Genomic DNA, 14,874 nt, shown 5'->3' on the forward strand with positions numbered 1-14,874 from the left:
ACTTCTGGAAACTAAGCCATCAATATTGCTATTGGTAGAACTAAAACAAAAGAATATAGGCAAATTTTCTCAACACCATAACCCAACGCCTCTCTATAACCCTTCTCCCATAACTCAGAACTCATTGGGAATAAAACAGCTTCAACAGAAAAGGCAAAATAACTTAGAATATTAACAGTTGGCATAGCAACATTCCTATAATCAGCAACAGCATTTAAAACCTGTAAAGTAAGTTAAGTAAATTCCATCAATATATCCTAAAACCAAACTTCCAGCACTACCCATCATAACGGGTAATCCATAAGAAAATAAATCCCTAATTAATTTTTTGAAAATAAAAATTTCTCTCTAAAGAAATCTGGAAAAATCCTTTTGATAAATATGTATTCATAAATTAAAATCATTAAAACTGGACTAACGTGTATGCATACGTTGGAACAAAAACATCATGCACCCCAAAAATATAGATAAATATAGATAAATACTGCAGATAAAACCAAAATTAAGAAATTTTAACAAAATTTTATTGTTCCAAAATATTTCTGATTTTGAAAGCCCAATATGCCATTAGAGATGATATCCATTATATATCCAATTATTAAAATTACTAAAACATTAACAACTAAATCTAAATGTCCATAAATTGTCCTTGATTATTTATATAAAACTCTGCAATAAATGGAGCTAACAAAATTATCAAAATCGTTATAACCTTAGTTCCCATCAAATAGATAAATATATAAACTCTTAACTTTAATATATCGATAAAAAATAGTGGAGGTGATAGCGTTATCAAAAAATCAAAAATTCCGAGAGTTAAGCGTTTAATAAAGCTTATGCGAGCTAAGTTTTATCCGATAGTTGCAAAGTATAAATCACCCTATATCCTTAGAGAGATAATCTCTCTAATCGACTTAATAATCTTTTCGGTTTTATGCATGATATATTTTGCAGGAGTGTATAAATGTGGATATGAGTTTTTAATTGAATATTTACAATTATTAGACGAAATCACTTTGTGATTTCGTTGCTCTTCGCTTCGCTCCGATTCCCAAAATGTTGTTCATCGATGCAATGCCAATTAAAACAAAAGAGCTTGTGAGGAAAACTCGACATGAGAGGATAGGAATTTCAAAGCTTATTAAAAAAACAGTAGTATTGGTTACAATCCATCGAAAAAATGTTGGTATTTTGGATATAAAGCAACTTTCATTACCGATGGGAAGTATTTAATGTTACTGTTTATAAATCCAGCAAATCAGCACGATAAGGATATTTTAGAGGAAAATTATAAAGAAATCATTAGGGACTTCAAAAACTGTGTAATAATCGGAGATAAGGGCTATATTGATAAAGGTCTCCAAAATCTATTTAAACTCGGAGGCGTTTATTTCATCCCAATAAAAAGAAAAAACATGATAAAACCGAATGAAGAAGCTAAAAAATATAAAGAGCTGAATAAATTAAGAAAGGCAATCGAAACAAACTTATCCAAATTGGCAGAGTCATTCCCAAGGCACATCCGAGCTGTAAGCAAGAAAGGTTTAAGTGCTAAGCTTTTACTCTTCACAATCGCTTACAACATACAACATAAAAGAATCAATAAATGAATAAAAACATTTAAATGTGTAATGAGAACTACGGTTATATTAAATTATAAACACATGTCTCAAGATTTATACTATAATACATAAATATTTAATAGTAATATATTTATTAATAGTAGCTACCACTAAGTTATTACGTCCTTATTAAGCTAAGTCAATATTTTTTAGTATTTATTTTCTTAATTTCTAAGAAAAAGCTAAATATATCTGGGGATTATAATGATATACATTCACAAAAAAATAAAAAATCCTATAAAAGATGGAATTGAAATTGGAGAAGAAATAAAAAGAAATGTGGGAAGAGCATCTTTAATAATATTTATAACGTCAATATTAGAGAGAGATAAACTAAAACAGGTATTTGATGGAATGAAACAACATATTCCATTGGATAATCTCATTGGATGTTCTACAGGAGGAACATTTAGCGGAAAAGATTACATAAAAGAAGATGGGGTTTTAATATTAGCTTTTGATGAGTATTACAAAAGTGCAATATCTTGTGAAAAAGTAGATAGGGAGGCTGAATATGTAGGTAAGAAGATAGCCGATAAAATAAAAACCTGTATCAGAGATAAATATCCAAAATTGGATATAGATGATAATTTTTTAGGATTCGTGTTTTTTGATTGGAATGTAGATAGTGAGCAGGAGATATTAGATGTTTTAGGGAGAGAACTTACAATCCCAATTATCGGAGGGACTGCTGCAGATGATGGTTCATTTGATAAGTTTTTCCAAATTTACAAAGGGGAGGTTGTTAAAGATTGCTGTGTATTTGGAGTTGTTGGAGGAAAATTAAAGTTCGATTTAATTTATGGACATGGATATGAGCCAACAGATATATATGCAAGGGTTACTAAAGCTGAGGGGAAAGTAGTTTATGAATTAGATGGAAAGCCAGCTTATCAAAGATATTTAGAGATGCTCTCAGAATATACAAAACTACCAATGGATATTATTAAAAAATATTTCTACAGAGATTTAAGGCGTTTAGATTTTTACTTAGTGCATCCTCTTGGATTTATGGACATTAATGGGAATTATATCACTGCTTTCTTGGAAAGAGTTGAAGAAAATACTTTAGTATTTAGGAGGGATATATTAGAAGGAAGTTTCCTTGTATTAATGAAAACGGATATTGAAAAGCAGGTAAAATCAATTGTTGATGAACTAAAAAAGGCTGAAGATTTTGAAAATCCACTAATATTTATAAATGAATGTTATGGAAGAGAAGTGCTAAAAAACTCAATGTTTAGGGAGTTTGAAGAAGATATTCTTAAATATTTCCTAAATTTCTATAAAGCAGGTAAAAAAGTTGAAGAGTATGTTATAGAGGACAATTGCATTGGCTGGCTAAGTTATGGCGAAACCATAGCAAAGGACTTAATAAGATTCCACAATAATTTATCATTTACTGGAGTTATATTTGAATTATCGCAAAGTAGTAATATAAACTGGAGAGAAGAGTTAAAAAATTTCAATTTTGAAGATGATGAGATAGAAGTAATTGTTAATCTAATTAATAAACAGCTAACAGCTAAAGAGTTATTGCAATTAACGAACTTGTCTCAAACTAAGCTTTACCACATACTAAACAAATTAGAGAAAGAGGGGATTATAAAGTCTGTAAGTGGGAAACCAAAGTTATATTATATTGATAACATAAAGGAGATTTTACAAAAAACTCATGAAAAAATAGAGCATGAAAACATGGTTAAGAAAATTAAAAGGAAAAAGTTATTAAGATTACTTTAAACTAATTAATCTATTTGCTCTTTATTAAAATAACCTTTTATTTACATACGAAAATAAGCTTTCTATCAACCTTTTTAGAAAAAAGGTTGATCAAAAACTAATTTAGCGGTTTCCTTATTTATCAGAATAATCGTTTATTCACATATGAGAATAGGCTTTCAATATCTCTAATACCACTATTTGTATAGATAAATATCTCATGCCTAATTTTTGTATTTACTTTAATTCCTCTATGTCTAAACTCCTCTATTATGGCTTTAGCCAACATTCTGCCTCTTCTATCAAAGTCAGTTAATAGAATAACTTCTTTAACTCTTTTCCTTACAAGTTCATCAGCTATTAAATAAATAGGAGTTTTAGCTATTATAATAAAAGTTCCTTCAACTCCTAACTTCTCTAAGCTTTCAACATCTCTCTTTCCTTCAACAATAATTGGTTTTTCCTCTGCTTCAATCTTTAACTCCTCAATAACTTCTAATAATTTTTCAAAGTATTCATCCCTTCTCATAGCCATCCAACCTTTTACTAAAAGGTTGATCAAAACGGATGCACTACCTCGCTACGCTCGGCAGTGCCTCTTAATTATGCCTATGAAGGTAACGGAAGTTATAAATCCCCAATTATCGGTTTTAAGATTAATTTTTGTTCTTCAGTAGTAATATTTTTCAAAATCTTCTTTATTAGCTTTTTATCCTCTTCATTTGCAGAACTATACATTCCAGCAAGCAAATATATAAAATCTTCTAAAAGCTCTGGTCTTTTCTCACTAACTTTAAGCAGTATTTTTAAAGCAGAGTTTCTCTTATCTGTATTCAACAACTCCCTAATACTATGTATGTTATTCGGATATTTAAATATAACGTTTGATATAACATCTATCATTAATTTATCCTCTCCCCTATAATTACCAATTTCATTAATCAATATTGGAAGAACAAGCTCATTTGGGTAGTTTTTAAAAAATTCCAAAGCCATTAGTCTTAATTTCTTTGTTGAGTATATCATTTCAGCAATCTTTGGAATTAATAAATTTATTTTTTCTTCATCTAACAATTTCTCATCAATAAACTTTTTAACCCCATTGATAAAAGCTAATTTTGAATAATAACCTTCCGCCATATTTATAATCTCTCCAATCTTATCAACTCTATTTAAAGATGCATAAATCATAATTTTGTTTGCATTTAATACATCTTTATCTTCCATCTCTGCCTTTTCAGTTACCTCCAAAATTTTCTTAGCTAAATTATCATCTATTTTATTGTTGTTAATCACAATCCCAGACAAATAAGTTATAAGTTCTCCATCTCTTTTAACATCTTCTAAAAACTCATGAATATCTATTAGGTTTAGATTTTTAACCCCTATTAATTCCATTGTTCTATAAAATTCATAACCAAGTTTTTCAGATATCTTTAAATCATTATAATGGATATCATTTTTTAAACAAATCTCTGCTACAATCTCCTCTATCAATCTCATGGCAACATTGCATTTCCTTATTTCCTCTTCCATCATTAACAAATGTCTAAATCCTCCCATAAATTTCTCTTCTTCTAATTTATAAACTAACTCTTTCAATCGCTTATGTTCATTAATTAAAAATTCTAAATGCTCTTTTTTTGCAAATTCTTTTAATATTCTTAGAGATGATATTTTTAATCCTAAATTCATCTTTTTTGCATACATCAATGTTTTATTTTCTATATATTTTTTTAACTCATTATTATTTTGAGCTATCTTCTTAAGTTCTCTTATGGCAGCGGTTTTTGCTTTCCCATATCCATAATTTAAAAATCTAAATAATAAATCAACCTTCTTTTTTGAATCTTTTTTTAATGATATTAATTTAACTCCAACAAACTGCTTCTCTTCATCCCCAGTATATAAAAAGTCTTTTAAAAACTCTCTATTGTAAAAGTTAGCAGGAAGTTTGATATTTTCTCTTAAAATTATATTTAGGGTAGTTTTTCCATGAGATTTTAGTAGTGATTTTATTTGCTCATCTGATAACTCAGCTGGAATATCCAATTTTTCAAATAGCTGTTTAAATTTTCTATATAGCTTCTTATCTTCATCCCCCAATAAGGAGACACTTAAATGACCCCTTAGGATATTTTTTTGTTCGTCAGTTAAAGAATCAACTATATTCAACAATATATTTATTGTAAGTTCCCTCTCATCTTTTTCTGAGGAATATAACTTATTAGCTAAGATTTTTAATATCATCTCTGAATTATAATTTTTTAATAAGATTTTTATACTTTCTTCCATGTTTTTACTTTTTGTATGTTCAAGGATGGCTCTAAAGAAAATATTTCCTTCTTTCATATTTTGTAGGAATAAATAAACTATTTTTTCATCCAAAGGTTTTTTTGCAATTTCAAGTATTGCCTCTTCAACACTCTCTTTGTTGGTTATTTTCTTTAATATTTCTTCCGCCTCTTTGGCTATAATTCTTTTTTCATTTAAATTTAAGAGGATATAATATAGATATCTCTCAATTACCTCGTTATCTAACCTTTTTAAAACCAACAATGCTCTTCTTACATCATCTTTTTTGTTAGATGTAAATAACTCATCTAAAAAACTTAAAATATCTGAATAACTATTAATTAACTTAGCTAATTTATCATATTTCCCCTGTCTTAAATACTTTAAAAACTCTTCCCTCTCCATATTATCACAATAATAAAATATCCTAAAGAAAAATATAATATTTTCTGGTGAGATTATGAAGAGTGAGATAACTAATGTTGATGTGTGCTGTGTTGTGGATGAATTACAAAACCTCATTAACGGTAGATTAGATAAAGCGTTTTTGATTGATAATGAGCAAAACAGAGAGTTGATATTAAAAATCCATGTTCCTGAGGGCGGGAGTAGAGAGCTTGTTATAAGCATTGGTAAATATAAGTATATAACTTTAACAAATTATGAGAGGGAAAAACCAAAACTTCCACCCTCTTTTGCCATGTTATTAAGAAAATATTTAAAAAATGCCAAATTAATAAAAATTGAGCAGGTAAATTTTGATAGAGTAGTTATTTTCCACTTTGAAACAAGAGATGGGATTTATAAATTGGTTGCTGAGCTGTTTGGGGATGGAAATATCATATTTTTAAATAATGAGGATACAATTATAGCTCCGCTTAGGGTTGAGAGATGGAGTACGAGAAATATAGTCCCTAAGGAAAAATACAAATTCCCTCCACAAAAGCCACTAAATCCATATAATTTAGAGTTTTCTATCGCCTATGAGGTTTTTAAAGATTATTTCTTGAATAATAAAGGGGTTGAATGCGTTAGATTAATATCAAGAGTCTTTGGTATTGGAGGACTTTACGCTGAAGAGATTTGTGAAAGAGCTGAAATAGACAAGAAAAAGAGAGATTTAAGTGAAGAAGAAATTAAAAAGCTCTTTGAAGCTTCTAAAAATCTATTTGATGAAATTTTTAACAATAGAAAGCCACAGATTGTTTTAAAGGATAATGAATACTTTGACGTTGTGCCTATTGATTTAAAAAAATACAAAGGTTTAGAGAAAAAGTACTATAACAGCTTTTTAGAGGCTGTTGATGACTACTTTGCCAAATTTTTAACAAAAGTTGTAGTTAAAAAAGAAAAATCAAAAATTGAGAAAGAAATTGAGAGACAAGAAAATATATTGAGAAGGCAGTTAGAGACATTGAAGAAGTATAAAGAAGATGCAGAGAAAAACCAAATTAAAGGGGATTTAATTTATGCAAACTATCAAATTGTTGAAGAATTGCTGAATGCTATAAGGCAGGCAAGAGAAAAAATGGATTGGGCAAGAATAAAAAAGATAATTAGAGAAAATAAAGAGCATCCAATTTTAGGATTGATTGAAAATATAAATGAAAATATTGGAGAGATAATTATTAGATTAAAATCTGAGGTTGATGATAAAGTTATAGAAGAAAGAGTTTCTTTAGATATAAGAAAAAATGCATTTGAAAATGCTGAAAGCTACTATGAAAAGGCTAAAAAGTTGAGAAATAAAATTGAAGGAATAGAAAATGCTATTGAGCTAACTAAAAAGAAGATAGAAGAGCTTAAAAAGAAAGGAGAGGAAGAGTTGAAAGAAAAAGAATCCATGCAGATGAAGAAAAAAATTAGGAAGGAAAGAAAGTGGTATGAGAAATTTAAATGGACTGTTATTAATGGATTCTTAGTTATTGCTGGAAAAGATGCAATAACAAACGAGATTATTATCAAAAAATATACTGATAAAGATGATATTGTATTCCACGCAGATATCCAAGGGGCTCCATTCACAGTTATAAAAACTCAAGGTAAAGAGGTTGATGAAGAGACATTGGAAGAGGTTGCTAAATTCTCCGTCTCTCATTCAAGGGCTTGGAAGCTTGGATATGGGGCTATAGATACCTACTGGGTTAAGCCAGAGCAGATATCAAAAACAGCTGAGAGTGGGGAATATTTAAAAAGAGGGGCATTTGTAATTAGAGGAGAGAGGCATTATTATAGAAATACACCTTTAGAATTAGGTGTTGGAGTTATTGAATACGATGGAGATGTAAAAATAACAACAGCACCTCCAAAAACTTTACAAAAGAGTTTTATTAAGTGGGTTTTATTAAAACCTTCAAATAAGGAGAAGGGAAAGGTTGTTAAAGAGTTAAAAGAGATATTTAAAGATTACGGAATTGATGATGAAGATATTTTGAGAGTTCTTCCTCCCGGGGGATGCGAAATAGTTAAAAAATAATTATTTATTTTCAACTAACTCAACTATAACTTTTTTTAATGAGTTTCCAAATGGACAGTTTATTTTCTCATTTAAAACCTGTTTTATTTTGTATTTTTCCCCTTCTTTTATTCCCTCGGAATTGCAAAAACTATAATACTCGCAATCAAAGTTATCACAAGTTATTGGTTCATGATTTAAAACAACTCCTTCAAGTGCCTTTTTTGACTCAATCATAATTGTCAAATCAGCTAACACTACTTCAACAACCTTAACTCCTCCCTCATGAACTATACAAGGATGATTTGCTGACCTAACTGAGACTATCTTATATTTCCTTCCTACTTCCAAATTTCCATGGCATAGTCTTTTAAACTTGCAATTTTTACACTCTTCAATCTCGCCTAAGTATATAAACTCTCCTCCCGTCTTTGCTAATTTACTACCAATTAGAGTTATTTTGCTCTCTTTGCTCATAATTATCCCAATCAGAATTAAATGTTAAATGTTGATAACGATACAAAATTAATATTTACTTCATTATTTAAAATAAATGTGTTTCTATGACAAAAATTCATTCCCGTATTTTTACTCCAATAAACTTAGATGCCAACTCTAAATAATATCTCCCCAACTCCTCCCTAAAATAAGTTAAGTCAAGATATTTAGCTTTATGGTCTTCTAAGTAAATAGCCCTATCTCCCAAAGCAGTTAATAAATCCAACGAACTTGTAACTATAATAAAAGAGCTATCTCCTAATTTTTCTCTATCTTCCATAATTATCTCAGCCAACGATTTAACTCCTTCAAACCACTTACTTAAGACACCACTAACTAATAAATTAACCGCTGAATTATCCTCATCTATTAAAATAAGCTTAGTTTTATTTTTTATAGCTCTTTGTATCTGATAAGCCATATACATTGAGCCAGAGGCAGTTCCATAAACTGCTTTAGGGCTTCCTTTAATTCCTGGAGGGAGTTTTTGGAAAAATAGGCTTATATCCTGCCCACTCATTTCCATACTCCCAGTTGATGCCTTAGATAAACTTTTAGTGGTTATTATAAATTCCCTCCCATCTCCAATTAAATGGTCGTCTCTCCCACTATCTATTGCCTGCAGAAGGGTTGTTTTTCCCTGAGCATTTCTTCCGGTTATTATAAATATCTCCTTCTTTTTTATCCCTAATCCTTTAACTTTTTTACCATATTTAAGCTCTATCTCTATAGGTTCAAGTTCTTCTGGACATTCAAAAGGAATATTTACATCTTTAGGCCCTGCTATCCTATAATGCCTTCTAACTTCAGTGTATTTCCTTGCCGGCTTTGAATTATTTGCTATAAAGCAAACTAAACCAAGCTCATCCAACTTGTCCCTAAGGTATTTTTGATTTATTATATTTTTAGCTTCATCAATTAATAAATCAATTGGAATTTTTTTAATGAACTTATCTAAGTCATTACAAAGTTCATTGATTTGTTTAACAATTTCTTTACTGTCTTTTTCTTTAAAAATCATTCTAAGCATTAAATAAATTTTATCTCCTTCGATGTAGTTGTATTTATCAACTTTCCACAAGTCATAACCCAAATTTAAATTACAATTGACTACTGTTAAAGGTTCATAAAGAGCTTTATATATTCTACCAAAATATCCAGCTAAAGGAAGAAATCTCTTTTTCTTAATTATTTCCTGCTTTATCTCTTCAATAACTCTTTGTGTAGCTCCTTCTATTCCATCCTTATATTCAGAAAGTTTTAAAAAATTTTTATTTTCAAAAACAAAGGGAAGAACTACTTTTATATTACCATCTGGCTGTTTTACTGCATAATATAGCTTATTTTTATTACTTTTAGTTAAAAGAGTGGTGTTTAGAAATTCATTTCCTTTTAAATTGTTTATAACCTCATCTACAAACATAAAAATCCCTAATAATTTTTAATTATAAAGATAATAAAATTTAAAGATTTAATAAATAACGCCTCTCAGACAGTGCCGGAACCATAGGGCTACCGCCCTATTGGTATACCCAGGGATGCATCATCTCGCTACGCTCGATGATGCCTCTTAAAATTTTTTAATAAATAATACCTCTCAGACAGTGCCGATTTCTTCATCCCAAAAAGGTCAGTGGGGGTAACTTTCATCATCGAGGTTAAAATATTTGGTAGTTATACCGTAATAACTTTATTCTTATTCTTGATGTATTATCCAAACAACTCATTAATATCTTTTCCTTGCTTAATCTCTTTTCTATATGCCTCTAACAATAAATTCTTTTCTCCTAAAAATTCAGCAACTGTTTTAAAATCAACATTAATCTTTTCTCTAAACTTTTTATCCCTCAATAAATGGTGGTCAATTATAAGTTCAGCCCCAGTATTTTCAACTATATATTTTAAGTTTTCGTTTGTCTTTTCTAAATTCTTTTTTCCATATCTATGCATCAAATATGTTGGCGGGCCTCCCATAAGTATTAGATTAGGTTTTTCTTTAATTATGTAATCTCTAATATCATCAAATATTATTCCCTGAGTATCAGAGGTGTGCATAAATTTAAACTTCCCCTCTTTAACTGTTGTTATTAAGACATATCCCAATTTATCATCCCTACCATGTGGGAATGGAGGGGAAAATTTTATTTCTGTCTTCCCAAATTTAAATGTTTTGTTGTCAGCAAATTCAATCTTTTTTGCAATATCTTTAACGCTCTCTAAGAATTTTTTTGCCCTATTCATCTGACTTTTATTTATAAACTCAGTTGGATGTTTTATTAATAGAATTTTGTCTTTGTATAGTTCTTTAGCATAATCCTTTGATTCCAAGTATATATCATCAAAAAATGGAGTGTAGTGGTCGTAATGGTAATGGGAGATAGTTATAACATTAGATTTTTTCGCATAGTCGTTGATTTTATTTCTCATCTCTCTCAATTTTTCAAATTCTATATCATTTGGCTTTAAACCATATCTATCTGGAGCTAAGGCAACTCCTGGGTCTATTAAAATCCCCACATCCTTTGTTTTAACATAGGTTGCTAAAGACCTAACCCCCAAGCTTTCAGAAGCTAAGGGAATGACTTTCATAGTTCCACCACTTTTTTAGAAAAATTTAAAAATTTATCCTATCTTAAAGAAGTCACTCAACTTAACCTGTCTGCTTTTTTCATTTTCAAATATTGAATTAATCCCCTCTTTAATAATCTTTAATCTTTGTTTTATATAATCATTTACATTATATTCCTCAGCCATCTTCTCTGCAACATCCATATACTTCTCAACAGCTCCCTTTGAGACAGTTAATATTAAATTAGAGCCACATTTTGGACACTTCCCTTTCAAAGGTATTCTTCTATACTTAGCTCCACATTTACATCTAACTGCCTGCCTTGAGAAAGCCCTTAAATTCCCAATTAAATCTGGGATGAAGTGGGATTGAATAACCTTCTCAGCAACATCTCTTTCATCTGTAGCCCTAATTTTCTTAGCAACTGATAATTGGGAAGTGGTTTTTTCTAACATTGAACCTAATGTTTTATAAGCACAAACCTTCGGCCCTAAGTCAATTCTTGATGTTTCGTGAGTATAGCCAATACCTTCATACTGCTCTGGCTTTCCTAATCTATCTTCAACTGTCTCCATAAACTCCTTAACTTCTTTCGGTGAAGGCATTTCTAAGGTTTTTTCATAAAACTCTAATGGATAGCTCCACATTGTATCCATATTATGAACTTCTCCATCAACTTCCTTTGGGTCTAATATGGTTGTTAAGACTAATGGGGCATCCATCTGTCCTCCTCTCTTATCTGGTAGGAATTTTTTGGAGAAGTTCAAAAACGCGTCTAATAGCAAAAAGAAAGAATCTTCGTCCCCGTCACAGTTTCTTCTCTTTGCAGCATGGAAATAAGGATGAGCATAACCAACATTTGCTTTTGTATAACCAATTATTCTTCCAACCATTCCAGCAGATGTGTGGGGAGCCATTCCAATGACTAAATGCCCAATTAAATCCTCTTTTTTCTTTACGTTGTAAAACCTTTCAACTTTATAAAACTTCTCCAATAAATCATCTATAAAATTAGCTACCTTAACAAAATACTCTGCACAACTCTCTGGGATGATAACATCTTGTGGTTTTAGCTCAACGACCTGCTCCCCATCAACTAACTCATTGCCATAAATATCTTTATCATAGCCAAGCTCTCTCAATTTTTCAACAGTAACGTTTATCTCATTTGGTTTAAAGTGGGTTACTGGCACATCTGTGCAATCAAACCTTGTAGTTCCGTCTTTAAAGACATAAACCTCATTTATCGCCCTCAATATAGCTTTTTCTAATGGTTCAACAATCTTCTGCTTGGATGTCATCCCTTTAATACACTTAACATCTCCTGGCTTGTTTATACCCAATCTCTTTAAAGCGGCATACCAATAATCTTTTAATGGAGCTTTAATTCTTCCAAAGTTATCTAACTCTACCTTAGTTCCACAGAATGGGCAAACTCTATATAATGAAATTTTTCCACAATTTGGACATCTTGTGTAAGAAACATCAACATCATCTGTATTGTTTTCCTCAACTGCCTTGTTTATCAATCTCACTTGCCCTCCAGCATTACCTATTGGGAATAAACCATTAACTGGAGGTTTCATCTTTCTTGGTGCTGCTTTCTCTGGCCTTCCCATCCTTGCTCCAACATATACATAAGTGTTTCTTCTAACTTCAAACGGAGCTAATAAGTTTATAAGATGCATACTATTTTTGGCTGACTCTAAGATTTTCTCTATATTTTCAACTAAATCCTTTTTATTTTCAACATCAAAGCCCAGTGAGTAGAGTAGAGGGTAATACTCCTCAATTATAACCTTTTTATTTCTAACTAAGTGGCAGCAGCCAATTAATTCTAAGATTCTTTTAGCTTTTTTATCTTCCTCTATCTCTAAATCAACAATCCAAACTTTTTTTCCTTCAAGGCTATCTTCTTTTCCTTTCAACAACCAATTTCTTAATAGGATTATATCTTCCTTACTAACATCATGCCAGTGATAGGTGAATCTTGGATGTAGTGGAGTTTTTGTTTCTAAAGCAAACTTAACAGCTTCCTCTGGCTTTGGGTTCTTTATAAAATCCTTATCATACTCTATATTATTAGCTATCAATATCTTCTCATACCACTCCTCACACCAACAACTTGGCAATAATGGGTGATTATTCTCTAAGAAATCCCCATAATTAACCAAAACATCTCCTAAGAATAAAATTTCCTCAACCCTATTTCTAACATCCATAGCTTTCTCTATTGTATCAACTCTAATAACATCTCCATTTTTTAGCTTGACAATTGGTGGTTCAATGCTATCAACCGGCACAACACATGTAGCTTTTCCCGGCCTTTCAGTTTTTAGCTGGGTTCCAACAGCCATAAACTCATCTACCAAATACATTAAGGCAGGATGAAATCCTTGAGTAGCAAAACCAGTGTTTCTACTCCTTCCATATCTCAACCTAAATCCACCAACCTTTGATGGATGGGCAAAAACAGGCCTTCCAGCAATAACTTCGCTTATAAACTTTTTGTTTGCCTCTATTTTAACATCTCTCCAGTATCCGCTAATTTCTTCTTCCTCTTCATCTATTTCTTCATCATCTACTTTTTCATCCTTTTCCTCCTCTTTTTCTTCTTTTTTACTCATCAAATCTTTAAGCCAGTCCCATCCCTCTATTCCTAATTTATCAACGTGCCTCAATATTTTAGGAGCTTTTAATAAAACTCCCTCAACCAAAACTAATAAAGCCCCTCCCCTCAGTTGGTTTGTCTCTACCCTTGGCAAATCCCTATGCCCTGAAACTTCCACATCATCTGTAGCTTCTCCAGTAATCTCTATAGGGATGTTTCTTATAGCTGTTCTAATCTCATCTGCTGTTGGGTTGTATTGAAAACTCCCAACTTCTGATTGGTAAAGCTCAACCTCCTCAACATATCTCTCAATCTCATCCTCTGTTGGTTTGTATCTATCTAAACCCATTGCCTTTCTTACGAAATCTCCAACTAAGACAGATAGAGCTTGAGCAGTTCCCCCAGCACTTCTTATAGGTCCTGCATAATAGATAGCTAAATATTCAGTTCCGTCTGGGTTTTTTTTGATTTTAACATCTGCAATTCCCTCTAATGGAGCAGCAACAATTCCTTCAGTTAATACAGCTAATGCAGTTCTAACTGCCTGTTCTGCCTTTTTTTCCTTATCAAAGTTTCCAAATTTTCCTTCAACAATTTCTTTAGCTATCTCCAATGCAGCTGGTTCTTTACCTAACTCTTTAACCAATTCTCTAATTCTCTCTGCTACTCCTTTCGGCCCAACCAATCCCTCAACTCTATCAGCCATATCAGCAGCTAAAGGAATCTCAACTTCATCAGTTGGGTCAAAACCTTTTTTTCTACACTCTTCAGCTATTCTGTAAATTTTTTTAACTTCATCAACAATGTTTTCAAAATACTTTTTCATATTTTCGGAGCATGCAACATGAACCATAACAATCACATACTTAAATATTTTTAAAATTTGATAATTTTCCTTTACTTATTTTATTTTCAACTAAGTATAAGACCTTTGCCATATATAAATTGAATATCCAAATATTTACAACTAATAAAACTTAAGGAATATAAGGAATAAACATAAAAAATAAACCACATAAATAAAATAGATATTAATTCATGCAACAGTGAATATTTCTGAGGGATTGTAATGTTAATTAGTTTAGTCGTAGTTTTATTTTTC

10 protein-coding genes are annotated in these 14,874 nt (G+C 30.9%); 3 read left to right on the plus strand and 7 right to left on the minus strand.

The features are described 5' to 3' along the window. Positions 1–11 precede the first annotated feature (11 nt). The gene (locus MJ_RS09800; protein ID WP_010871146.1) at positions 12–185 is read right to left on the minus strand and encodes a hypothetical protein; all 174 of its coding nucleotides are present in this window, start codon (positions 183–185) and stop codon (positions 12–14) included. Between the two features lie 1,026 nt (positions 186–1,211). Between MJ_RS09800 and MJ_RS09400 the strand changes: the two genes are divergently transcribed. Beyond that, positions 1,212–1,610 carry a transposase gene (locus MJ_RS09400; protein WP_244409523.1) on the plus strand — a complete coding sequence of 133 codons (399 nt, stop codon included), beginning with the start codon at positions 1,212–1,214 and terminating at the stop codon, positions 1,608–1,610. Between the two features lie 216 nt (positions 1,611–1,826). Beyond that, positions 1,827–3,365 (plus strand): FIST N-terminal domain-containing protein, encoded by a 1,539-nt coding sequence (locus MJ_RS08640; protein WP_010871147.1) that lies wholly within the window; start codon positions 1,827–1,829, stop codon positions 3,363–3,365. 121 nt (positions 3,366–3,486) lie between these two features. On the opposite strand, the gene MJ_RS08645 is transcribed toward MJ_RS08640, so the two are convergent. Together MJ_RS08645 and MJ_RS08650 are read right to left on the minus strand one after the other, a co-directional pair. After that, entirely contained in the window at positions 3,487–3,873 is a 387-nt protein-coding gene (locus tag MJ_RS08645) for a toprim domain-containing protein (protein WP_064496879.1), read from the minus strand. Positions 3,874–3,971: 98 nt separating this feature from the next. After that, entirely contained in the window at positions 3,972–6,044 is a 2,073-nt protein-coding gene (locus tag MJ_RS08650) for a ligand-binding sensor domain-containing protein (protein WP_083774556.1), read from the minus strand. Between the two features lie 55 nt (positions 6,045–6,099). Between MJ_RS08650 and rqcH the strand changes: the two genes are divergently transcribed. After that, complete coding sequence (gene rqcH / locus MJ_RS08655; RefSeq protein WP_010871150.1) at positions 6,100–8,115, plus strand: ribosome rescue protein RqcH; 2,016 nt, start codon at positions 6,100–6,102, stop codon at positions 8,113–8,115. On the opposite strand, the gene MJ_RS08660 is transcribed toward rqcH, so the two are convergent. The 4 genes from MJ_RS08660 to MJ_RS08675 all read right to left on the minus strand — a co-directional run bounded on the left by MJ_RS08660 (position 8,116) and on the right by MJ_RS08675 (position 14,625). Beyond that, positions 8,116–8,571 (minus strand): UPF0179 family protein, encoded by a 456-nt coding sequence (locus tag MJ_RS08660; protein ID WP_010871151.1) that lies wholly within the window; start codon positions 8,569–8,571, stop codon positions 8,116–8,118. Between the two features lie 97 nt (positions 8,572–8,668). Next, a complete protein-coding gene (locus tag MJ_RS08665; protein WP_010871152.1) occupies positions 8,669–10,015 on the minus strand; it encodes an ABC-ATPase domain-containing protein in 1,347 nt (448 codons plus the stop codon). A 287-nt stretch (positions 10,016–10,302) separates the two neighbouring features. Then, on the minus strand, positions 10,303–11,181 hold the full coding sequence (locus MJ_RS08670; protein ID WP_010871153.1) for an MBL fold metallo-hydrolase: 879 nt from the start codon (positions 11,179–11,181) through the stop codon (positions 10,303–10,305). Positions 11,182–11,214: 33 nt separating this feature from the next. Further along, the gene (locus MJ_RS08675; RefSeq protein WP_064496881.1) at positions 11,215–14,625 is read right to left on the minus strand and encodes a DNA-directed DNA polymerase II large subunit; all 3,411 of its coding nucleotides are present in this window, start codon (positions 14,623–14,625) and stop codon (positions 11,215–11,217) included. Positions 14,626–14,874: the final 249 nt, after the last annotated feature.

Source organism: Methanocaldococcus jannaschii DSM 2661 (genome assembly GCF_000091665.1).
GTDB classification, from domain to species: Archaea; AGJL01; Methanococci; order Methanococcales; family Methanocaldococcaceae; genus Methanocaldococcus; species Methanocaldococcus jannaschii.